The sequence below is a fragment of the Rhizobium tumorigenes genome (genome assembly GCF_003240565.2).
GTDB classification, from domain to species: domain Bacteria; phylum Pseudomonadota; class Alphaproteobacteria; order Rhizobiales; family Rhizobiaceae; genus Rhizobium; species Rhizobium tumorigenes.
Window position 1 is genome coordinate 869,452 of record NZ_CP117255.1, and the last position, 22,140, is coordinate 891,591.

22 protein-coding genes are annotated in these 22,140 nt (G+C 61.1%); 7 read left to right on the forward strand and 15 right to left on the reverse strand.

Annotated elements, in window-relative coordinates:
* Positions 1-4 precede the first annotated feature (4 nt).
* The 3 genes from mltG to gmk are packed head-to-tail and all read left to right on the forward strand — an operon-like array spanning position 5 to position 2,804.
* Complete coding sequence (gene mltG / locus PR017_RS04295; protein WP_425070036.1) at positions 5-1,225, forward strand: endolytic transglycosylase MltG; 1,221 nt, start codon at positions 5-7, stop codon at positions 1,223-1,225.
* 25 nt (positions 1,226-1,250) lie between these two features.
* Positions 1,251-2,138, forward strand: coding sequence for a YicC/YloC family endoribonuclease (locus PR017_RS04300; RefSeq protein ID WP_111220452.1), 888 nt, complete (start codon positions 1,251-1,253; stop codon positions 2,136-2,138).
* 3 nt (positions 2,139-2,141) lie between these two features.
* On the forward strand, positions 2,142-2,804 hold the full coding sequence (gene gmk / locus PR017_RS04305) for a guanylate kinase (RefSeq protein ID WP_111220453.1): 663 nt from the start codon (positions 2,142-2,144) through the stop codon (positions 2,802-2,804).
* On the opposite strand, the gene rsmA is transcribed toward gmk, so the two are convergent.
* From rsmA to PR017_RS04335, 6 genes are all read right to left on the reverse strand, one after another.
* Positions 2,801-3,628: a 16S rRNA (adenine(1518)-N(6)/adenine(1519)-N(6))-dimethyltransferase RsmA gene (rsmA, locus tag PR017_RS04310; protein WP_111220454.1), complete on the reverse strand. Its 828-nt coding sequence runs from the start codon at positions 3,626-3,628 to the stop codon at positions 2,801-2,803. The two genes, gmk and rsmA, sit on opposite strands and share 4 nt — an antisense overlap.
* A complete protein-coding gene (gene pdxA / locus PR017_RS04315; protein WP_111220455.1) occupies positions 3,628-4,653 on the reverse strand; it encodes a 4-hydroxythreonine-4-phosphate dehydrogenase PdxA in 1,026 nt (341 codons plus the stop codon). Before pdxA ends, rsmA begins: the two co-directional genes overlap by 1 nt.
* A 9-nt stretch (positions 4,654-4,662) precedes the next feature.
* Positions 4,663-5,640, reverse strand: a complete 978-nt coding sequence (locus PR017_RS04320; protein WP_111220456.1) for a SurA N-terminal domain-containing protein — start codon at positions 5,638-5,640, stop codon at positions 4,663-4,665.
* Between the two features lie 211 nt (positions 5,641-5,851).
* Positions 5,852-8,203, reverse strand: coding sequence for an LPS-assembly protein LptD (locus tag PR017_RS04325; protein ID WP_111220457.1), 2,352 nt, complete (start codon positions 8,201-8,203; stop codon positions 5,852-5,854).
* Positions 8,203-9,288, reverse strand: coding sequence for an LPS export ABC transporter permease LptG (gene lptG, locus PR017_RS04330; RefSeq protein WP_111220458.1), 1,086 nt, complete (start codon positions 9,286-9,288; stop codon positions 8,203-8,205). Before lptG ends, PR017_RS04325 begins: the two co-directional genes overlap by 1 nt.
* Entirely contained in the window at positions 9,285-10,463 is a 1,179-nt protein-coding gene (locus PR017_RS04335) for an LptF/LptG family permease (RefSeq protein ID WP_111220459.1), read from the reverse strand. Before PR017_RS04335 ends, lptG begins: the two co-directional genes overlap by 4 nt.
* Before the next feature lie 365 nt (positions 10,464-10,828).
* On the opposite strand from PR017_RS04335, the gene PR017_RS04340 reads away from it, so the two are divergent.
* Positions 10,829-12,319 (forward strand): leucyl aminopeptidase, encoded by a 1,491-nt coding sequence (locus PR017_RS04340; RefSeq protein ID WP_111220460.1) that lies wholly within the window; start codon positions 10,829-10,831, stop codon positions 12,317-12,319.
* A 22-nt stretch (positions 12,320-12,341) separates the two neighbouring features.
* Positions 12,342-12,791, forward strand: coding sequence for a DNA polymerase III subunit chi (locus PR017_RS04345; RefSeq protein WP_111220461.1), 450 nt, complete (start codon positions 12,342-12,344; stop codon positions 12,789-12,791).
* A 41-nt stretch (positions 12,792-12,832) separates the two neighbouring features.
* Here PR017_RS04345 and PR017_RS04350 read toward each other — a convergent pair whose 3' ends face one another.
* The 4 genes from PR017_RS04350 to PR017_RS04365 all read right to left on the reverse strand — a co-directional run bounded on the left by PR017_RS04350 (position 12,833) and on the right by PR017_RS04365 (position 18,011).
* Positions 12,833-13,774: a Gfo/Idh/MocA family protein gene (locus tag PR017_RS04350; RefSeq protein ID WP_111220462.1), complete on the reverse strand. Its 942-nt coding sequence runs from the start codon at positions 13,772-13,774 to the stop codon at positions 12,833-12,835.
* Between the two features lie 107 nt (positions 13,775-13,881).
* A complete protein-coding gene (locus tag PR017_RS04355) occupies positions 13,882-14,733 on the reverse strand; it encodes a polysaccharide deacetylase family protein (RefSeq protein ID WP_111220463.1) in 852 nt (283 codons plus the stop codon).
* A 252-nt stretch (positions 14,734-14,985) separates the two neighbouring features.
* Positions 14,986-16,869, reverse strand: coding sequence for an ABC-F family ATP-binding cassette domain-containing protein (locus PR017_RS04360; RefSeq protein WP_111220464.1), 1,884 nt, complete (start codon positions 16,867-16,869; stop codon positions 14,986-14,988).
* A gap of 86 nt (positions 16,870-16,955) precedes the next feature.
* The gene (locus PR017_RS04365; RefSeq protein ID WP_240538996.1) at positions 16,956-18,011 is read right to left on the reverse strand and encodes a GGDEF domain-containing protein; all 1,056 of its coding nucleotides are present in this window, start codon (positions 18,009-18,011) and stop codon (positions 16,956-16,958) included.
* A gap of 255 nt (positions 18,012-18,266) precedes the next feature.
* Between PR017_RS04365 and ndk the strand changes: the two genes are divergently transcribed.
* The gene (ndk, locus tag PR017_RS04370; protein ID WP_111220465.1) at positions 18,267-18,689 is read left to right on the forward strand and encodes a nucleoside-diphosphate kinase; all 423 of its coding nucleotides are present in this window, start codon (positions 18,267-18,269) and stop codon (positions 18,687-18,689) included.
* 86 nt (positions 18,690-18,775) lie between these two features.
* Here the strand turns inward: ndk and PR017_RS04375 are convergent, their stop codons facing one another.
* Both PR017_RS04375 and PR017_RS04380 read right to left on the reverse strand, forming a co-directional pair.
* Positions 18,776-19,282, reverse strand: coding sequence for a hypothetical protein (locus PR017_RS04375; protein WP_425070014.1), 507 nt, complete (start codon positions 19,280-19,282; stop codon positions 18,776-18,778).
* On the reverse strand, positions 19,279-19,830 hold the full coding sequence (locus tag PR017_RS04380) for a CGNR zinc finger domain-containing protein (protein ID WP_111220467.1): 552 nt from the start codon (positions 19,828-19,830) through the stop codon (positions 19,279-19,281). The genes PR017_RS04375 and PR017_RS04380 overlap by 4 nt, the downstream gene beginning before the upstream one ends.
* A 65-nt stretch (positions 19,831-19,895) precedes the next feature.
* Between PR017_RS04380 and PR017_RS04385 the strand changes: the two genes are divergently transcribed.
* Complete coding sequence (locus tag PR017_RS04385) at positions 19,896-20,792, forward strand: branched-chain amino acid ABC transporter permease (RefSeq protein ID WP_111220468.1); 897 nt, start codon at positions 19,896-19,898, stop codon at positions 20,790-20,792.
* A gap of 3 nt (positions 20,793-20,795) precedes the next feature.
* Here PR017_RS04385 and PR017_RS04390 read toward each other — a convergent pair whose 3' ends face one another.
* From PR017_RS04390 to pgsA, 3 genes are read right to left on the reverse strand one after another with little or no spacing between them, the layout of a single operon-like run.
* Entirely contained in the window at positions 20,796-21,278 is a 483-nt protein-coding gene (locus tag PR017_RS04390) for a molybdenum cofactor biosynthesis protein MoaE (protein WP_111220469.1), read from the reverse strand.
* Between the two features lie 5 nt (positions 21,279-21,283).
* Entirely contained in the window at positions 21,284-21,538 is a 255-nt protein-coding gene (gene moaD / locus PR017_RS04395) for a molybdopterin converting factor subunit 1 (protein WP_111220470.1), read from the reverse strand.
* The gene (gene pgsA / locus PR017_RS04400) at positions 21,535-22,131 is read right to left on the reverse strand and encodes a CDP-diacylglycerol--glycerol-3-phosphate 3-phosphatidyltransferase (RefSeq protein ID WP_111220794.1); all 597 of its coding nucleotides are present in this window, start codon (positions 22,129-22,131) and stop codon (positions 21,535-21,537) included. The genes moaD and pgsA overlap by 4 nt, the downstream gene beginning before the upstream one ends.
* Between the last annotated feature and the right edge of the window lie 9 nt (positions 22,132-22,140).

Here is a 22,140-nt window from a genome sequence, read left to right on the forward strand (position 1 = left end):
GGGACTGCCGGTGAACGACACGAACCAGAACGGGGATACGCCGGCCGGCCGCGACGGCCATCCCGGGCAAAAGGGACCGATCATTCCGAAATCACCAAACGAGGCGCTGCGTCCCGAACGCGTGCCGGAGCCACCGAAGCGGTCCCGCAAGGCCCGCAGCCAGATGGTCATCTTCCTGAACTTCCTGATGACGCTTGTCGTCTTCGTCATCGCGCTGGGCGTCATCGGCTTCTACTACGTCGTATCGACCTACCAGTCGCCCGGGCCGCTCACGACCAACGCCAACTTCATCGTCCGTAGCGGAGCGGGTCCATCCGAGATCGCTTCTCGGCTGGAAGCCAGCAACATCATTTCTGATGCGCGGATATTCAAATATCTGGCGGCCCGTCAACTCCGCGACGGCGATACGCTGAAGGCCGGCGAATACGAGATCAAGGCCGGCGCTTCCATGAAGGACATCATGGAGTTGATGGAGTCCGGCAAGTCCATCCTCTATTCAGTCACGCTGCCGGAGGGCCTGACAACTCGCCAGATCTTCAACAAGCTTCAGGCCGATCCCATCCTCGAGGGCGAACTGCCGTCTGCCCTGCCGCCGGAGGGAAGTCTCGAGCCGAACACCTACAAGTTTTCGCGCGGCGCGAAGCGTGCCGAGATTGTCGACCAGATGGCTGCGGCCCAGAAGAAGCTGGTCGACCAGATCTGGGAAAAGCGTGACGCCAACCTGCCATTCGCCAACAAGCAGGAACTCGTCATACTGGCGTCGATCGTCGAAAAGGAAACCGGCCTTGCCGACGAGCGTGCACATGTAGCGTCTGTTTTCATCAACCGCCTCGCAAAAAACATGCGCTTGCAGTCTGATCCAACCGTGATCTACGGTCTGTTTGGCGGGGACGGCAAGCCGACCGATCGGCCGATCTACCAATCGGACCTGAAGAAGGAAACGCCGTACAACACCTACATCATCAAGGGTCTGCCGCCGACGCCCATTGCCAATCCCGGACGCGATGCACTGGAAGCCACGGCCAACCCCTGGAAGTCGCAGGATCTCTACTTTGTAGCCGACGGCAGTGGCGGCCATGTCTTTTCGGCGACGCTGGAAGAGCATAACGCCAACGTCAAGCGCTGGCGCAAGATCCTGGCCGACAAGGGCGTAAACAGCACCGATATCGTTGTCGACGGCCAGCCTGAAGAAAATGGTGCCGTGACGCCGGCAAAGAAGAAGTAACCCGAAGTAAAGCACGGAGACGCTGATGGCACTGCAATCCATGACAGGATTTGCCCGGCGTGAAGGCACCAGCGGTCGCTACCGCTGGGCCTGGGAGCTACGCTCGGTCAACGGCAAGGGGCTCGACCTCCGCCTGCGCCTGCCGCCCGGCCTAGAGCGTCTGGAACTCGACATCCGGCGCCTCGTTCCGCTGCAGTTTTCCCGTGGCAACATTCAGGCAAGTCTGTCGATCTCGGCCGACGAGAACCGCTTCGAGGCGGTCGTCAACCAGGCGGCGCTCGCTACCGTTCTTGCCATGCGCGATCAGCTGGCCGGCATTATCGATCCCGCGCCGCTGAAGCTCGACACGCTGATGGCGATCCGCGGCATCATAGAGTTTCGCGAGACCCCCGAGGGTGACGATGCAGTCGCCAGCCGCGACGCCGACATCATGGCTGGGCTCGAGGGTGCCCTCTACGACCTCAGGGCCATGCGGGAGCACGAAGGACAGGCGCTGGCCCGCGTTCTGCTCGACCAGGTCGCGACCATTGAGACGCTGACGGATACCATAGAGCGCGATCCCTCGCGGTCGCCGGCTGAAATCGCCACGAGGCTTGCAGCCCAGGTCGCCTTGTTGATGGATGCAGCCTCCGGTCTTGACCGCGACAGGCTTCACGCAGAGGCGGCGCTCATCGCCACAAGGGCGGATTTGCGCGAGGAGATAGACCGGCTGAAGGCCCATGTTGCCGCCTCTCGCGAATTGATGAGGAAAGGTGGCCCGATAGGGCGCAAGCTCGATTTTCTTGCACAGGAATTTAACCGCGAATCGAATACCGTCTGTTCGAAATCGAATGCCGCAGCCGTTACCAACGCCGGCATCGAATTGAAGGTGGTCATCGACCAGTTTCGCGAACAAGTTCAGAATTTGGAGTGAACGATGAATACGGCGACCTCGCCATCGTTGCCAATCGCCCGACGCGGTCTGATGCTGGTCATCTCCTCGCCATCGGGCGCCGGCAAATCGACGATTGCCCGCACGCTGCTGGCAGACGACAAGCAACTCAGCCTTTCCGTCAGCGTCACCACGCGCCAGCGTCGCCCGAGTGAAATCGCCGATGTCCACTACCACTTCGTCTCGCAGCGCGAGTTCGAGCGGATGCGGGATTCCGATGCGCTTCTGGAATGGGCCGAGGTTCACGGCAATTTCTACGGCACGCCGCGCGAGCCTGTCGAGACTGCCATGGCCGAGGGCCGCGACATGCTGTTCGATATTGACTGGCAGGGCGCCCAGCAGTTGCAGGACAAGATGGCGGCAGACGTCGTCTCGGTCTTCATCCTGCCGCCAACCATGACGGAACTTCAGTCCCGCCTGCATCGCCGTGCCGAAGACTCGGAGGCGGTGATTGCGACGCGGCTGCAGAATTCCCGCGCCGAAATCGAGCACTGGCGGGAGTACGATTACGTCCTGGTCAACGAGGATCTGAACACAGCCTTCGATTCGGTGCAGTCGATCGTCAAGGCCGAGCGTCTGCGCCGCGACCGTCGCCATGGCATGTTCGATTTCATTCGCGGCTTGCTGGAAGAAGTGCCCAAACTCTAGAGGCAGTCCGCCAGCCGGCAGAACTCTTCCACGGACAATGTTTCGGCCCGCCTTGTCGGGTCGATGTCGGCGCGCGCCAGCAGCGCTTCCCCACCAAGCGATTTCACACTCTGGCGCAACATCTTGCGGCGCTGGCCAAAAGCTGCCTCTGTGACGCGCTCGAGCTTTGCGACCGAGCAGGGTATCGGGTTTTCGCGCGGTGTCAGGTGGATCACCGACGAGGTGACTTTGGGTGGCGGCGTGAAAGCCTGCGGCGAGATATCGAAAGCTGCGTAAGCTTCAGTCCGCCAGCCGCAGATCACGCCCAGTCGTCCGTAATGATTGTCACCCTCGGCGGCGACGATCCGCTGGCCGACTTCCTTCTGGAACATCAGTGTCAGCGATTGCCAGAACGGCGGCCAAACGGCTGGCAGCAGCCAGTTCAGCAGCAATTGTGTGCCAACATTGTAGGGCAGGTTGGCGATGACGCGCACGGGGCCATCTGTCGCCAGCGCGGCAAAGTCGATCTTCAGCGCGTCGCCCTCGATCACCTCCAGCCGGCCGGGATAATGGGCAGCAATCTCCGCTAGCGCCGGCAAGCAGCGCGGGTCGCGCTCGATTGCTATGACCTTCTTGGCACCGAGCGCTAGGATTGCCCGCGTCAGTCCCCCGGGACCGGGCCCGACCTCGATGACGGTAACGCCCTCGAGGTTGCCGGCGGTCCGCGCCACGCGCTGCGTCAGGTTGAGATCGAGAATGAAATTCTGTCCCAGCGCCTTGCGTGCATCGAGCCCAAACCGCTCGATGACGTCGCGGAGGGGAGGCAGCCCGTCGAGAGCGGCCATCAGGCAGATATCCTGCCGATACGGGCAAGGTCGGCAGCAAGCTTCAGGGCTGCCACGAGACTGTCCGCCTTGGCAATGCCCTTGCCGGCGATGCCGAAGGCGGTGCCGTGGTCCGGCGATGTGCGAACGAAGGGGAGGCCAAGCGTCACATTGACCGAGTCGTCGAACCCGAGCGCCTTGGCCGGGATCAGCGCCTGGTCATGATACATGCAGATAGCCACATCGTAGCGATGGCGTGCGTCGTCGTGGAACATGGTGTCGGCCGGCAGCGGCCCGAAGGCGTCGATACCCTCGGCGCGCAGCACCTCGATGGCGGGGTGAACGATGTCCTTGTCCTCGTTGCCGAGCGTCCCGTCCTCGCCGGCGTGAGGATTGAGGCCGGCCACCGCAAGCCGGGGGCGGGCAATGCCGAAACGGGCCTTGAGATCCGCATGCGCAATCCGGCAGGTCTCGATGATGAGGTCCACGGTCAGCGCTGTCGGCACGTCTTTCAGCGGAATGTGGATTGTCACAGGTATGGCCCGCAATTTCGGGCCGGCCAGCATCATCACAGGCATGAAGCGCTTTCCGCTGTGGCGGCTTGCAAGGTCGGCCAGAAATTCCGTATGACCGGGAAAGCCGAAGCCGGCCTCGTATAGCACGGACTTGGCAATCGGGTTGGTCACTACAGCCGCAGCCTCTCCGGCCATTGTCAGCTGTACGGCAGTCTCGATCGCAGCGATGGTGCCGCGCGCGGTCGAAACATGCGGCACGCCAGCAGCCACGTCGACACCCGAAGCCACCGGCAGAACCGGCAGCGCGGTGGCGAAGATCGAGAAGGCAGTCGCAGCATCGCATTCGCGAAGGGGAATCTCCCGTCCCAGCAACCGGGCGCGCACTGCAAGGGCAGCCGGGTCGCCGATGAACAGGAACGGCGCGAGCCCCAGCTCCGTGCGGCGCATCCACGCGTCAAGTGTTACGTCGAGGCCTATGCCGGCAGGGTCGCCCTGGGTAAGCGCCAGTGGCAGCATGTGGAGCGATGTCATTGGCAGAGATCAGCGATAGATGATCTGCGCCTTGGAGCGCAGTTCATCCACGTATTTCTTCTCGTTGCCGGTGGCCTCGCCCTGAGCGTTCTTGCCAAGATCTTCCTGGCGGAAGACGGCAGCGGCGGCGACATCGTCGCTGACCTGGCGCTTCGAGCAGATCGCCAGATATTCGACACCACGGTCCGTGACGATGGAAGACGTCGTATTGCCCGTCGCGCTCTCGATCAACGGCTTCCACTGGGTCGGCAATTCCGGCGCAAGAACGCGGCCGAGGTCGCGCACCGAGACGTCATGCATCGTGGCGGCAAAGACCTTGGCCTGTTCGCATCCTGGGAATTTCGCGCGCGAAGCGTCTGCCTCCGCCTTGCGCTTGGCTTCCAGCGTTCCCTTCTTGGCGGCGGGCACCACGAATATGACCTGCTTGAGAAAATATTCCGTGGTCGACGTGTTGTTCTTGTTCTGCGTCATGCGGGTGATGAGTTCGTCCGGCGAGAGCTTGCCGCTGGCGCCGAAACGCGCATTGAGCACGCGTGGCCAACTCATCTGGATGGCGATGTAGGCTTTGAAATGCGCCGGCGTTACTCCGGTCTTTGCGAGGACCTCGTTCAGCTGCTCGGTCTTCATTTTGTTGCTGGCGGCAAAGCGCGCATAGGACGCATCGACGTCCGTGGTAGAGACCGACATGCGAACTCGCTGGATTTCCTGTCGCTTTAGCAATTCCGTGACCAGTTGCTCCTTGGCAAGCTTGGGCAGGTCGCCGGTCTGGTGCTGCAGGCGCATGAAGTTGATGCGCTTGGCGATGTCGCCGCTGGTGATGACTTCGTTGTTGACGAGGACCTTGACCTCGCTGGTACCCGATACGACGGCCGGAGGAGCAGCCCGCTGTTGTGGCGCAGCCTGGCCCGTGATCGGCAGGGATGTGGCAATGGCCAAGGCGACAGCGCCGGTTAAAATGGCGCGTACCGGGTTCTGTCCAGCAAACATCGACTATCCCTCTCAAAGGTCCCAGCGGTTGGCCGCTCGTATCCCGGACTTATCCGGACAGGCCAACGTTTCCTGCCGACCATCTACAGCAAGGCTATGGAATTGCACAATCCTTGCGGCGAAACAATGACATGGATTTTGCACGGAATGGAGTCTTTGGGCAGCGATATCACGGTGAGCGGATCGGAATCCGCTCACCGTGCGCTTGCCGCTAGAAGGTAGTGTCCGACGCGCTGCCGACATTGATGTCGCCAAGGGTGCGGAAGGTGATCTTGGCACCGATGGACCAGTCGCTGGCGGTCTGGTCCACGCTGTCGCTTTTCGACAGGTAGGAGATGCTGAAGATCGTGCATTCGTCGCTGTAGGAAAGTCCGACGCCGCGACGCGTCACATCGTTGTTGTTCAGGTCGTAGCTGACCGTCCCGAAGATCGCCCAGTAGTCCTTGAAGTTGATCTGGGCGCGTGTCTGGATTTCGTCGTTGTCGGAGGTGAAGCCGTATTCGGGCTGCGCCTTGATATGCGTGTAGGTCACCGAGGTCTGGAAGTCGGCATTCGCATATCCAAGCGTCGAGTCACCACGCTTGAACGACATGTCCTTGTGGTCGAGACGGTAGGAGCCCGTCAGCGACAAGCCCTGAGGTGTCGACAGCGACGCCATGGCGACATAGTCGGAAACGCTGTCTTCGAGGCCAGACTCGGCACCGGCGTTGACAAGGTCCGCCGTGTCGAAGGAGTTCTGTCCAGCCAGCTGGTAGGACTGGCCGACAATGCTCGTCAGCTTGTAGCCGCTGTCGAAGCTGCCGGTGTAGCGGATACCGACATTGGCGCGTGTGCCTCCCTCGATACGGTCGAAGCCCGAGAACTTGTCGCGATTGAAGAGGTTGCTGGCGTCGAAGACGAAGCTCTGCGCGTCTTCGTTCGGCAGCCGGCCTGCCAGCGTCTCGTTCGGACGAGCGTAAAGCTGTGCAATCGGCTCGAACACGTGTGTGCTGTTCGCCGTCGAGACCATGATCGGATACTTGGCTTCGATGCCCGCCGTCAGCATGCCCTGGGCGGCCGTGCTGCTGTCGTCGTAGTTGCCTGAATAGCTGTAGTTGGTGCCGATCGAACTCGGCGAGTCCATGCCGAGGCCGTATGCATCGCCACGTGCTGCCATCAACGGGGTGAGGAGGAGGCCACCCTGCGTCGCGAAAGTCCGCTGCCACTGCAATTCTGTCGTCATGCGGCTGGTGTCGCCCTTCAGTCCTTCAAACCGATCCTTCGTCGTCAGGTCGCTGAGGTCGCGCGCAGCCACTTCCTGGCGCGAGATGTTGGTAAAGTTCATCGTCGCCGAAAGTTCGCCGCCGTAGACAGGCTTGGGATCGACATAGTGGTAGTCGATGACCGGAGCAGCAATCGCCTGCTGTTTCTCGCTATCGCTGTTTTCGTTAGCGTCCTGAACGTCGTAGTAGAAGCCGCGCATATCGAAATAGTTACGCTTGCCGAGACCCGTCAGATAGACCTCGTTGGTGTGGGTGCTCTGGTTGAGACCCTCGATGCCGTAGGTACGGGCAAAGTTGTTGTCCGTCTGCGCCATCACATCCCAGCCGAACGTCCAGCGTGGATTGATCTGGAAGTCGCCCTTGGAGGCGATCAGCGCGCGGGTCTTGGATTCCGCGTCGCTCGTGCCTGCAGTGAAGGCATCGGGCTTGTTCTGGTCGATGCCGGCAGCCCGGATCGTATAGGTACCGTTTTCAAGCCGCTGGCGGAATTCGCCTTCGAGCAGGAAGCCCTGCGTGGTGTAACCCGTCGCGCTGACGGTTGCGTCCATGCTCGGCGAGATGACGTAGTAATAGGGAACCTTGGCACCAAAACCGAGGTTTTGCGAGACGCTGAAAGTCGGGAATAGGAAGCCGGACTTGCGCTTGACCGTGTTGTCCGGAACTTCGATCCAAGGAATGTAGGCAATCGGCAGGCCGAACAGTTCGAAACGTGCGTGCTCGAGGCGAACGGTGTGCGTTACGCCATTCTGGACGACGCGCTGCGCCTTCACCTGCCACAGCGGTGCCTTGCCGAGCTTGGTGCAGGCGAGGCAGGCCGTGTAGATGCCCTTGGTCAGGATCATCTGCGTGCCGCCAACCCGTTCGGCCTTTTCGGAGGCGAGGCGGGTGTTGTCCGGCATTTCGATACGCAGCGAATCGACGAAGCCATCCGAGAAACTGTCGGTGACGTCCATCTTGTCGCCATACATGCGATTGCCGTCGGGCGTGATGAGCTCGACATTGCCAAGCGCCATCATCCGGCCGGTCTTCTGATTGTAGACGACCTGCTGGGCGACCATCTTGTAGCCGCCATAGTTGATCTGCACCGCGCCGTTAGCGGTGACGACCTGCGTGTCCTTGTTATAGATCAGCTCGTTCGAGGACAGCACCAGCTTCGAATCAGCCGGTACATTGACCTTCGCGGTTTTCATGGGCGAGCCGTCCTGGCCGAATACGGCAGGCGACGTCGCGACGTAGGCACTCAGTGCTGCCAAGACGACAGCCGAGAGCTTTCTGATCTGTTTGCGGTTAGTGACCGCCACTAGCCATCCTCCTGATGAAGCAGGATCGTTGCGCCCAAAGCCAAGGCGACGACCACGGGTATCCAGGTCGCCACGAAGGGAGGCACAACGCCACTGCTTCCGAATGCCTTTACAAGCACGTTGACGACATAAAGCACGAAGCCTGCGAGTATTCCACCCAGAATCACGGAGCGTGACTGGTTGAAACGGCTGAATTTTAGAGACACGGTTGCGGCGATGAGAGTCATTGCCACCATGAGGAAGGGTTGTGAAAGCAGGGAGTTAAACTGCGTCTCCAACGCCTTGGTAGATATACCAAAGCTTCGCGCGATCTCAATTCGATTAGAAAGATCATAAAAAGCAATGGTTTCAGGCTGTGCCAGCCGCTGGGACACGAAATCCTGTTTCAAATTCGTACGCACGCGCACCGAAGCCTTGTGCGCCGGGACCTCCCCCGGGGCACGCTCCACAACGCCGGTAAGAAGCCAGTAACCATCTTCCAACTTAGCCGAGTTTGCGTCCTGCCGGAGCACCACGTCGCCCTGTGGATTGAAGTGGATGAAAACGGCATTCATCAGTGTCATGCCGTTGTCGACGACGGTCTTGGCGCCGATGATGACGTCATCGTCGCGGGCGATCTGGCGCAACCACGGAACGGAGAGCCGGTTGTGATAGGAAGGGTCGCCGCGCAGGTCTGCCTCGAGTGCGTCCGCTTGCCGCTGGCCCGCTGCAGCGATCGGGTTCAGCACCAGCATGGTCAGCAGGCCGACGATAAACGCGCCAAAAATGAACGGCGCCATGAATTGCCAGACAGAAATGCCGGCAGCCCTGGCAATCACCAGTTCGTAGCGACGGTTGAGCCCGATCAGCGTCGTCATGCCGACGAACAGCACGAGGAACGGCATCGTCTGCTGCAGGATGAGCGGCAGGCGGACCGCAGTCATCAGCAGCCCGATGGCGACAGAGTATCCGGGAAGGCCGGAAAGCCTGCCGGCATTTTCGCTGAAATCAGCAAGGAAAACGATCGCCGTCACGCCGACGAAGAACCAGCCGGTGGTGATGGCGTAACGGAGAAAGAAATAGCGGTTCAGGGTGCCAAAAATCATGCGTTGCCTCCGCTCGATTTCCCGCTGGAGGCCGGCAGTTTAGCCTGTGCGCGCAGCCACCAGCCGCTGATGCGATTGCGCAAAGTCGTCGGCATGGTCCGCTTTTTCGTGCGCGACAGCAGGAAGATGCAGATCAGGATCGAACCGATATTGATGGCATAGAGAACGCCGATGAAATAGGGCGCCGCTTCGATCTGGTTGGCGGCATAGAAATCCGCCCAGCGAAGGCCGAACGAGATGGTGAGCGCAGACACCATCGGATGCAGGCGTGCCTCACGATGGGACCGGGCGTCGCCGGCAATGACGAGGGAGATCAGCGCAAAGATCGCCGGCAGCATCCAGTCCGTCAGGCGGCGGTGAAGTTCGGCTCTGTAACCTGTCGGCTTTGCCTTGTAGTCGGCATCGTTCGGATCGGGATGGAGCAGGAACGGCAGGCTTCTGTCGCCGGAGCGAAGATTGGCCTGACCACGGCTCTGGCTGAGGTCTGAGAGATCGAAGGAATAGCTGTCGAACTTGATGACCGAGACGTTGCCATCGACGGTTTTGCGGTGCACTTCGCCGTCATGCATCAGCAGCGATTTGCCGCTCGGATCGACGGCGCCTTCCTTGGCATAATAGATAAGGTCGAAGGCCGGGTCGCGGGAATCGGCGACGAACAGGCCCTTGAGGATACGGCCGGACATACGCTGAGAGATCTCGACATAGAGACCGTCTTCGATGCGGCGGAAGTTTTTTTCCTCAATGACCGTGGACAGAAGGTCGGCATAGGCGGCAGCGACCATGTCGCGCGCTGCGACGCGCGCCTTCGGCTCAACCATGTTGTCGACGGCAAAGGAGAAAATGCTGACGGCGACGGCCAGAAGCATGATCGGGCGGATGATCACCATCCGGTTGGCACCCGCGGCCTCCATCACCGTCAATTCCGAATCGGTGTTCATGGCCGTCAGCGTCTGCGTGATGCCGATCACCAGGGCGAAAGGCAGCACGACGGGAATGATCGTTGGGAGGATGAGGGTGGCAAGCGTCGCGAACGACCCCATCGACTGGCCGCTGTCCGTCACCAGATTGATGCGCTGCAACACCTGAGTCGTCCAGATGATGGCAAGAACCGGCAGCAGCGCCACCAGAAACATCAAACCGACACGCCGGGTAATATAGGATTCAAGTAGTTTCATGCCGGCCCTTGATGCGACGCGTCTCCGAAGCCCTCAGGCCTCGCAGTTCAATTCCTCTACGCTGTTTGTTATTTTTTTGCGACAAGCGGCACGCGAAAATTTCGTTAATTTCTCGAAATATTTCCATGGTGTGTCGTTTGTGATCGGAGGCGGTTGGCACCCGCTTTGCGGACCCGGCAACTACGCCTTTCGCACTGCAGATTTCTCACGGACGTAAAGTCGTCGGGTAGGGGTTCGCTAGGGTCGGCACGCGGTTTTTGCTGCGAACTAATGCAGGCTTCGTGGTCCCGAAGCTTGTATTCAATGGGGAAACCCTAAATGATCCCACACCAGAGACCCGGTATCGGGCACATCGTGGAGCTGACATGTCTGTGAAATTCGAAATCTCCTTTGCACCCTCGGCGCGGCCGACGACGGGACTGGCTGTGCTTTTGCAGGGTATCGGCAGCGAGCGACCGGCCGGTGCCGAGCAGGTCGATCCTGCCAACACCGTCGCCAAGGCAACCCGCATCGCCGGTTATTCTGCAAAGTCGCTGAAAACCCTCGATATCGTCGCGCCGGAAGGGTCCCCCGTCGACAGGATCCTGGTGATAGGGACGGCTAAGCCGGCCGACATAACGCCGCACGACTGGCTGAAGCTCGGCGGCGTCGCTGCAGCGCGCATGAAGAAGGTCGAGACGGTGACGGTTTTCGTCGACAGCCCCGGCGCCGACGTCGCTCCGCAGAATGCCGCCGATTTTGCGCTGGGCATGCTGATGCGAGCGTACAGCTTCGACACCTACAAGACCCGGAAGGGTGAAGACGACGAGAAGACCTTCAAGGCGATCAAGGTGACCATCGTCACAACCAAGGCTGCGCAAGCCGATGTACTGTTCGGCGATTCGGAAGCGATTGCGGCAGGCGTCAATCTGGCCCGTGACCTGGTCAACGAGCCGCCGAACGTGCTCGGCCCCGTCGAATTTGCCGCCAAGGCCAAGGAGCTGGAAAAGCTCGGCGTTACCGTCGAAATCCTGACGGAGCGTGACATGCGGACCCTCGGAATGGGCGCGTTGCTCGGCGTAGCCCAGGGGTCGGTCCGCCCGCCGCGCCTGGCAATTATGCAGTGGAACGGCGGCAAGCCCGGCGAGGCGCCGATTGCCTTCATCGGCAAGGGCGTCGTCTTCGATACCGGCGGCATTTCCATCAAGCCATCGGCCGGCATGGAGGACATGAAGGGTGACATGGGCGGCGCCGCTGCCGTCATTGGCCTGATGCACACGCTGGCGGCACGCGGCGCCAAGGCCAATGTCGTCGGCGTCCTCGGCCTCGTCGAGAACATGCCCGATGGCAATGCCCAGCGCCCCGGCGACATCGTCACGTCCATGTCCGGCCAGACGATCGAGATCATCAACACCGATGCCGAAGGCCGCCTCGTTCTCGGCGATGCCATCTGGTACACAAACGACCGGTTCAAGCCGCAATTCATGGTCAATCTGGCGACGCTCACCGGCGCCATTGTGGTTGCCCTCGGCAGCCAGCATGCGGGCCTATTCTCCAACGACGACACCCTTGCGGAACGCCTAACGGCCGCCGGTCTTGCCACCAACGAGCGCCTGTGGCGGATGCCGCTGGGCAAGGATTACGACAAGCTGATCGACAGCAAGTTCGCCGACATGAAGAATAGTGGCGGCCGCCAGGCCGGATCGATCACCGCCGCCCAGTTCATCAAGCGCTTCGTCAAGGATACGCCATGGGCCCATCTCGATATCGCAGCGACGGCTCTCGGCTCGCCGCTCGACGAGATCAACCAGTCCTGGGGTTCCGGCTTTGGCGTCCGCCTGCTCGACGAACTCGTGCGCCGGCACTACGAGCAGTGACCGGTCAAAACGGGATCGCCCGATGACCGAGGTGCTGTTCTATCATTTGACGGAATCAAAGCTCGAGGACGCCCTGCCGCCATTGCTCGACAAAAGCGTCGAGCGTGGCTGGCGGGTGGCGGTGCAAGGTCGCGACCCGGCTCGGCGCGACCTGCTCGACAGCCATTTGTGGACATTCCGGGAGGACAGTTTCCTTCCTCATGGCACCGATGCCGGCGAGGCGCCGGAACACCAGCCGGTGCTGCTGACGCTGTCGCCGGAAAATGTCAACGATGCCAAGGTCCGCTTCTTCGTCGACGGTGCGGAAGCTGAAGAGATCGACATCTACGACCGCGTCGTCTTCATGTTCGACGGCTACGACCAGTCACAACTGGAAGGCGCCCGGGCCCAGTGGAAAAAGCTGAAAGCCGAGGGTCACAAGCTCACCTACTGGCAGCAGACCCAGGAAGGGCGTTGGGAGAAAAAGGCCTGAGGAGGCCAGATCTCCCCCTCGCGGGGGAGATTTGAAGGCGATCAATCGTGGAACGCTTCCACGAACTTGCGCTTGCCGAGCATGAAGGCGTCGGCGACGTGGCGGAGGGGGGCGAGGTCGACGTCGGATGTTCCGGCCTTGACGATTTCGGCGAAGCGGCGGTACAGCGACGGGTATTCCGCCTCCGGTTCGGCGAGCTTTAGTTCTTCGTCGACGAAAAGCTTGGCGCCGCCATCGGCCAGCCGCATCGTGCCCGCCTCTGTCTCGACGATGATATCCCAGCTCTGCTTGCCTGTCTGGCGCCAGTCGAATTCGGCGTGGACGGGCACTCCCGTGGCGTCCTTGAAGTGCAGGTCGGCAGCGATGGGTGCATCGCGGTTTTCCGGGAACTCGAGGGTTGCGCCGGTGAGGAAGATGGCGCGAGGCAGGATGTGAGTGACGATCGAAAGGGCGTTGATGCCGGGATCGAACACGCCGAGGCCGCCGGCCTGCCAGATCCAGTCCTGGTTCGGATGCCAGTGGCGCACGTCTTCCTTCCAGATGACATGCATGTTCTTGGTTGTGGTCGCGGCAAGAAAGTCCTTTGCGGCCTCGACGCCCGGTGCGTAGCGCGAATGCCAGCTGGCAAACAGCGACACGCCCTTGGCCTTCGCCAGCGCTTCGAGATCGTGGACTTCGCTCAGTGTCGCGCCCGGTGGCTTTTCGAGAAACACGTGCTTGCCCGCCGTCAGCGCCTTGTAGGCGGCCTCATAGCGGTATTGCGGCGGCATGCACAGCGACACGGCGTTCATCGCAGGAACAGTGGCAATCATCTCGTCGATGGTCGTGAAGCTCTGGATGCCGTCGACGGTGCCGTTGCGGCTGGCCGTGGCGATCAGGTTGTAGTCCGCATTGGCCGCGATCGACGGCAGGTGCTGGTCGCGGACGATCTTGCCGACGCCGACGATGCCGAGCTGGATGGGGGCGGAGGGATTGGAAGACATGGGCTTGCTCGCGTTCCGGTGTTTCACTCAAAAAGTATGATTATTTTTGAGCTGTTTGTATCAGAATGCGGGCCGCGAGCAAGGCCGGGCTTGGTGCGAGCGGCGCCTTAGCGGCTCATTTTCAGATCGGCCATGGCAATGACGTTGCCCGGTGCCGCGTCACGCCCGTAGCGGAGAGTAACAACCTTGTAGCCTTCCTTCTCAAGTCTGTTGAGAAGGCCCGGCAGCATGATCGCTGTGCGCTGGTGGATATCGTGCATGAGGATGATGCCGCGACCGCGCCGATGCAGTTCCTCCATGGTCCGCTCGAGGACAACAGCCGGCTTGACGGTGAAATAATCCTTGCTGTCGATATCGACATCCATGACGATCATGTCGCGCTGGGCAATCGCCGAGCGCAGGCTTTTCGTGTCGGCGAGATAGGGGAAGCGGAAAAAATTGACATCGGTGCCGATAGCTTTCGAGACGGCATTCTCGCCTTTGACGACCTCGGCTATGGCCATGTCGAAGCTCATCCTTGCGAGATCCGGATGGCGGTAGGTATGGCTGCCGATGGCATTGCCGTCGTCGAGAACCTTGCGGGCAATCGCCGGATGGGCGGCGGCCATCTCTCCGACCATCATGAAGGCACCCTTGACGCCGAACTGGTCGAGTGTTGCAAGAATTTTCTCGGTCTTTCCCGGCATCGGGCCGTCGTCGAAGGTGAGGATGACTTCCTTGTCGGCAAGCTTCAGGTCGTGAAGGGACGAGACCGTCAGTGTGCGACCGGCAAGATGGTGCCAGTAGCCTCCCCAGGCGGTCGGCTCCATGGCCACGGGATCGTGGGCCTTGAGCGGCGCAGTGACAGTAGCGCCCGGTGCGTAGGAGGTTTTCAGCGACATCTCTGTCGTCGGTTTTGTCGCGCAGCCGGCGAGCATCAGGCTGGCCAGGAGGCCGGCGACAACAGGACGTGAAAACATGGGAATCGCTCAATCAAGGGAGGAATATTGAGACGATATTTTCTGATTATGGTTAACGAGGTGTTGACGAACGCGGCCCGCCCGCAGATGCCACCGTGGTCCCCGCGCGCATGTTGGCGACTGTTGCCGATCGGCATCAACGTTGGGTTGATCGGCGCGACCACACGTCCTTCAGACTGGGGAGGGAGCGGAAAAGCAAACAGGCTACATCAAGGTGCGCCTGCTTGCCTGGAGGAGATGCGACGCTGGCGGTCACCCAGCCATCGCTGCCTCGTATTCGTCCGAAAGCAACATCCACTGCTCTTCGCTCTTGGCGATCTTGGCCATCAGGTCGGCGCGTTCCTTAACCTTGGCTGCGGCCTTGTCAGGAAACTTGTCGTAGATCTCCTGATCTTCCAGTTCGCGGTCGAGAGCCTGAATCTGCTTCTGCAGTTTCTGGGTCAAAGCCTCGACATCGTTGATCTTTTTCTTCAGCGGCGCGTTTGCGGCGCGCTTGTCGGCGTTGGCCTTGCGCTGCTCGGCCTTGTTGGCCTTGTCTTCCGGGCTCTTCTTGCCGCCCTTGCCGCCGCGCGATGCGGCGACGATGGTGTTGCGATAATCCTCGAGGTCGCCGTCATAATTCATGACGGTGCCGTCCTTGACCAGCCACAGCCTGTCGGCAGTGGCTTCGATCAGATGGCGGTCATGCGAGATCAGGATGACGGCGCCGGAATATTCGTTCAGCGCCTGGATCAGCGCGTTGCGGCTGTCGATATCTAGATGGTTGGTCGGTTCGTCGAGGATCAAAAGGTTCGGCGCGTCGAAGGCGGCAAGCCCCATCAGCAGGCGGGCTTTTTCACCACCCGACAGGTCCTTGGCGGCAGTTTCCATCTTGGCGGTGGCAAGGCCCATCTGCGCAACGCGGGCGCGGACCTTGCCTTCGGTGGCGCCGGCCATGCGGCGACGCACATGCTCGACGGCCGTCTGCTCGGGAATGAGGTCGTCCAGCTGATGCTGGGCAAAGAAGCCGATCTTGAGGCCCGATGCTGTCTTGACCGAACCCGGTGAGCCCGGAAGGCGGCCGGAGATGAATTTGGCGAATGTCGACTTGCCGTTGCCGTTCGAGCCGAGCAGCGCGATGCGGTCGTCGGTGTCGATGCGCAGGGTCAGGTGCTGCAGGATTGGCTTGCCGGGCGCATAGCCGACGGAGCCGCTTTCGATAGCGATGATCGGCGAGGCGGCTTCCTTCTCCGGATCGGGGAACTTGAAGCCCTGGACATTGTCCTCGATGACCGACGAGACGGTGCCCATGCGCTCCAGCGCCTTGACGCGGCTCTGCGCCTGGCGGGCCTTGGAGGCCTTTGCCTTGAAGCGGTCGATGAAGGATTGCAGATGCTTGCGCGCCGCATCGTTCTTGACCTTGGCCTTCGTCTGCAACTCGTTGGCTTCGGCGCGCTGGCGCTCGAACTGGTCGTAGGAGCCGCGATAGAAGGTCAGCTTCTGCTGGTCGAGATGAACGATCGCGTTGACCGCGGTGTTGAGCAGGTCGCGGTCATGGCTGATGATGATGACGGTGTGCGGATAGCGGCTGATATAGTCTTCCAGCCACAGCGTGCCTTCAAGGTCGAGATAGTTTGTAGGTTCGTCGAGCAGCAGCAGGTCGGGCTCGGAAAACAGCACGGCGGCGAGTGCCACGCGCATCCGCCAGCCGCCGGAAAAGCTTGAGGCCGGACGCATCTGCGCCTCGGCGTCGAAGCCGAGGCCGGCAAGGATGCTGGCAGCCCGCGATTCCGCCGAATGGGCGCCGATGTCGGCCAGCCTCATGTGGATTTCGCCGATGCGGTTCGGGTCGGTGGCCGTCTCGGCTTCGGCCAGCAGCGCCTCGCGCTCCTTGTCGGCCTTCAGCACGATTTCCAGCAGGGGCTCTTCCGTACCCGGCGCTTCCTGCGCGACCTGGCCGATGCGGGCGTTCTTCGGAATGGAGACGTTGCCCGTCTCGCTTTCCATGTCACCGGTGATGATCTTGAAGAGCGTCGACTTGCCGGCACCGTTCTTGCCGACGAAGCCGGCCTTGATGCCGGCCGGCAGCGCGATGCTTGCCTGGTCGATGAGAAGGCGCCCGGCGATGCGGGCGGAAATGTTGTTGAGCGTGATCATGGGGCGGTTTTGACCGAACTTGCCCTTGAAGGCAAGAGTGTGCGCTGCAATACGGCTCGCGCGACGGCAAACAGTCCGCCGAAGGTTTAAGGGCGCGCGTCCTGGCTGAACAGCTGTATCGGTTGGCGGCGGTTGGCTTGCGCGCTGGCAAGTGCCGCTTCGGCGTGGGCCATCAGCTGGGCGGCCGAGGGAGCGTCGGTGCTGAGCGCAATGCCGGCAGAGATACTGAGCCGGCCCGGATCGCTCTTGTCGGAAGTCGCATAGACCAGCGTTTCCTCGACCGATGTTCGAAGCCGTGCCGCGATTGCCCGGGCGCCTTCGGTATTCACGTCTGTGACCAGGAAGCAGAAGTCGTCTCCTGTCATGCGAACGACGAGATCGTTTTTCTTGATGCTCTTGCGGAAAAGTCCGCTCAGCTTCTTCAGCAGGTGATTGGCGGCCTGCGGTCCAAACTTGGCGTTGAATGCCCCGAAATCGTCGATATCGACCATGACCAGAGCAATCCCCAAGGCGCTGTCCTCCTCATACAATTCTATAAGCCGGTTTATGAGGGCGATCTGGTTGGGCAGACCGGTGATGCGATCGGTGGCAACGGCTGTGCGGATTGCCGCGTTACCCTTTTCCAGCGTGTCGATCCTGTCCATCTGGTCGGTCAGCTTCTCCGTAAGCCCGGTTTCGTAGATCATCAGGTTGGTCAGCGAGGCGTTGAGGAAATCCATCTCGGCGGAAAATGCAGCGAGGCTCTGCATCGGGTCTTCGTTGACAGACTGTGTCACCGTTTCGACGGCCTGAACAAAACTTTGCTTGTGCTTCAGCCCCTCGGCCAGTTGCCCGGCGACGTCGCGCAGCATCCGTGCTGTCTCTGACTGGGTGTTCTCGGCAACCAACCCGCAATGGCTGACAAGACGGTACCTGAGGCCGATCTCGTCAAGCATGGCCTGCGATGGCTGGCTGCCGAGCATGGTGATCTCGTTCGATAGGCTGCGGTCGGCGCCGAACAGCGCCTCGTGAAAAAGCTGGTAATTGCGCGGCAATCCGCGGACCTTGAGCTTGGCCATGGCGTGGCCGACCTTCTGGAGGTCGACCGGGCCGAGCATCGAATTGGCCGAAGTTGCGGCAGCGCCTGGCGTTGGATGTTTCATCGCTCTGTCCTGCTCGTGGTCGTCCTGCGCCTGGCCATCGGCTTGCCGCTCTCGATTTGCGGCCTGCCGGGTTAAAACGGCTTTAAGGCTGCCCGGGAAGGCGCGGGTTTTCGAGGGTATTGCCTTGCGGGGTTAACGGGCGGTTGCAGCCAGACGACTGTGACGGTCCCGTGAAATTGCCGCATCCCCCTTGTTTTCAGGCGGGCAGGCGGGTAAAGACCGCCAACTTTTGACGTAAAACGAAGGATTTAAACCATGGCCACTGAACGCACCTTTTCGATGATCAAGCCTGATGCAACCAAGCGCAACCTGACCGGCGCGATCACAAAGATTCTCGAAGATGCCGGCCTCAAGGTCGTTGCTTCCAAGCGCGTCTGGATGAGCAAGCGCGAGGCCGAAGGCTTTTACGCCGTGCACAAGGATCGTCCTTTCTTCGGCGAACTCGTTGACTCCATGACATCTGGCCCGACGGTCGTTCAGGTTCTCGAAGGCGAAGGCGCCATCCTCAAGAACCGCGAAGTCATGGGCGCAACCAACCCGGCTAACGCTGCCGAAGGCACGATCCGCAAGCTGCACGCCCTGTCGATCGGCGAGAACTCGGTTCACGGTTCGGACGCTCCCGAAACCGCTGCCGAAGAAATCGCTTACTGGTTCTCCGGCACCGAAATCGTCGGCTGAATCAAGCTCTCGGCATCTTTGCCGAAGCCATTGAAGTAATTGTCGAAAGCCGGGTCGTTCGCGTCCCGGCTTTTTCGTGCCTGCGATCAGCCGGCGGGGCATTTTTCAGGCGAGAAGTCGATGCTGCCATCCGGCCTTACCAGGTCCGGATTGACGGTATAGCCGGGCCCTACGACCAGCGGCTTGGCCGTCAGGATCGATTGATCGACATCCGATGTGACCTGCGTCTTGATGGTCTGGAATGTTTTGCCGTCGCCATCCACCAGCCGGATGTTAACGGCATAGGGCCGATCCTTGCGGACGCAGTGGACGGCGGGGCTTTGCAGCGTGATCTTGTCCCAGAGCGGAAAGATCTTCTCCCTCACCACCAGCGGATCGCCACCCATCGGGTTTTCAAATTCGGCAATGGCAAAGCTGCCCTCCGGGATATCAGCCTTCAGCGCAAGATTGACGAGGTAGGTCGCAGTCGAGACGCGGTAGTTGAAGATGAAGTGACGGCCGTTCAGTTCGGTCGGACCGTCGGTGTCCTGCCGCTGGCAACCACCCACCGCCAGCAGTGCCATGATGACTGCGAATATCTCTCTGGTTCTCACGACGGCACCTCCTGCTTCTTGCGCCTGTAGTGCCGGCTTGCCTTTACCCGGTTGCCGCAGACGGCCATGTCGCACCAGCTGCGCCTGCGGTTCTTGCTGCGATCGACAAACAGCCAGCCGCAATTGCCGCAGATTTTCATGCGGTCCTGTTCCGGGGTCGCGAGAAGCCGCAGCGTCGAATGGACGGTGGCGCTGGCGAGACCGTCCGGCGTGGCGGCATTGCGCAAACATGTGGCCATGGCCGCGAGCAGATCGGCCAGCAGCGCATCCGACGTCGTCCCCAGCACCAGCGCCCGGAAATGGCCGTCGATCGCTTCCCGCAGATGCAGGAATGCGGTGGCCTCCGAGGGTCTCAGCGGCTTGATGTCGCCGAACAGGGCCCGTTCCGCGCAAAATTGCGCAGCCGCAGGCGCAAAGTCGTCGAGGTATGCCGGTGTCGCAAAGCGGTCGATGCTGCGTGTCTCGTCGTGTCGCAGGATGACGCTGTTGGCGACATCGAGCGCAAGCGCGCCACCGGAAAAGCGATGTGGGGTCCAGGAAAAGCTCATGCGAGAAATTATAACTGGTAAAAGCTATTTTGCCAGTTATTCTTTGTATCGTGGGGAGGGGCGGCATGGCCTATCTGTTTCAGCAACTGGCGAACGCAGTGCCGCTTGCAGCACTCTATGCTGCCCTGGCTTTCGGCTATGCCATTGCCTTCGGTGTCACCAGGCGGCCCGATATCACCTATGGTGCGCTGTTCGCCTTTGCCGGCCAGATGTTGCTGCTGTTCAGCGATGTCGGCTACAACAGGCTCATCCTCGTTCTGCCTGCAGCGCTGGCATTCGGGGCGGTACTTGCCTCCGCCTACACGCTCGGCGCGGGTCTGCTCATTGGTCGCTCTGTCATCCAGCCGCTGGCGAAGACATCGCCGAACACGGTGATCGTCGCCGCCTTCGGTGTCCTGATCGTGCTGATGGAGACTGCGTCGCTGGCGATGGGCAGCCGGCCGCGCTGGCTGCCGCCGTTCCTCAATGCACCGGTGGTGCTCTGGAACGACATCAGCTTCCCGGTGACGCTGACGGAAATCCAGCTGCTGGACACGGTCCTCATGTCAGCGATCGTCCTCGGCGGCGCGGCGGTGCTGCGCTATACCGCCTGGGCGCGCATCTGGCGCGCCGTCAATGAGGAGCCGCTGGCCGCCGAACTTTGCGGCCTGTCGACCAGCCGGGTCTTTCTCACGGCCTATGGCAGCGCAACTCTGATTGCCACGGTCTGCGGGCTGCTGTCGACGTCCTACTACGGCACCATGGATTTCGGCGCCGGGATGATGTTCGGATTGAAGGTGCTTTTGATCGCTTCGGTCGGCGGTTACGGCAATCCGCTGAAATCGGCGGGCGGCGCAGCGGCGCTGGCATTTGCGGAGACGCTGTGGAGCGCCTACGGGCCGCTGCTCTGGCGCGATCTCATGGTGTTCACGCTGCTGGTTGTTTTGCTCGTCAGCAGCCGGCGGGAGCGGGTCATTCCCTGAGCGTCACCTGTCTGCCGTCCATCTCGTCCGCGCCGCATCGTCCGCATCGCGAGCCGCCACCCAGTCTCCGGCCTTGCCGTCGGCTGCATGTTCCTTTTTCCAGAAGGGGGCCGCCGTCTTCAGGAAATCCATGACGAAGTTGGCGCCGTCGAAGGCGGCCTGCCGATGGCTTGAGGCGGCGACGACAAGCACGATGTTTTCGCCGGGCAGGATGCGGCCGAAGCGGTGGATGGCCGTCAGGCCGCGCAGTTGGAAGCGTTGAATGGCAGCGGTGGCGATTCGCTCCATCTCGGCCTCGGCCATGCCAGGATAATGTTCGAGTTCCAGCGCCGCGAGACTGGCACCTTCGTCCCGGCAGAGGCCAGAGAAGGTGACGACGGCGCCGATCTCGTGGCGTCCTTGCGACAGCTTCGCCACCTCCGCCTGCAGGTCGAAATCGTCACGCTGGACGCGGATCGTTGGCAGAATGGGTGGAACGTCGCCCATCCCCGTCAGCCGCCTGTCATCGGCGGAAACAATGCAATCTCCCGCGCGCCGACGATGCTCTCGTCATGCTCGACATGTTCCATATTCACGGCAATTCGGATGGCATCCGGAAATTCCAATGCCATCTCGTACTCTTCGCCTAGCGTCTTCAAATGATTGAGGAGATCGGCACCGGTAATCACAGCGGCCGGAAGAACCAGTTCGTCCTCGCCACGGCCGATCCGCTCGCGCACCCAGGCGAAATAGACGAGTTTGGTCATCCCTCGTCGTCCACGATGTGCTTCAGGCCGACACGGAAATAGTCGTAGCCGGAATAGATCGTCAGGATCGCCGAAATCCACAGCAACGCTATGCCGATCTCCGTCGTGTGCGGCAGGATTTCCTCGCCGGCGGGGCCCGCCAGCAGGAAGGCGATGGCCACCATCTGCGCCGTCGTCTTCCATTTGGCGATACGCGTCACCGGCACGCTGATGCTGACCTTCAATTGCGCCAGATATTCACGCAGTCCCGACACCAGAATTTCGCGGCAGAGGATGATGATCGCCGCCCACAGCGACCAGCCGGCAATCGTCTGGTCGGCTGCGACCAGCAGCAGGATCGAGGCGATCAGCAGCTTGTCGGCGATGGGATCGAGCATGCGGCCGATATTCGATGTCTGGTTCCATATGCGGGCGAGATACCCGTCGAGGAAATCGGTAATCGAGGCGATGATGAAGATCCACAGGGCGACCCAGCGCGCCGTGTTGCTGATCGAAAGCTTTCCCTCGACGAAAAAGCAGATGACGATGAGCGGCACAGCGAGGATGCGTCCGTAGGTGAGGAGATTCGGAATGTTATATGCGCGCGATGCCATGAAAATCGT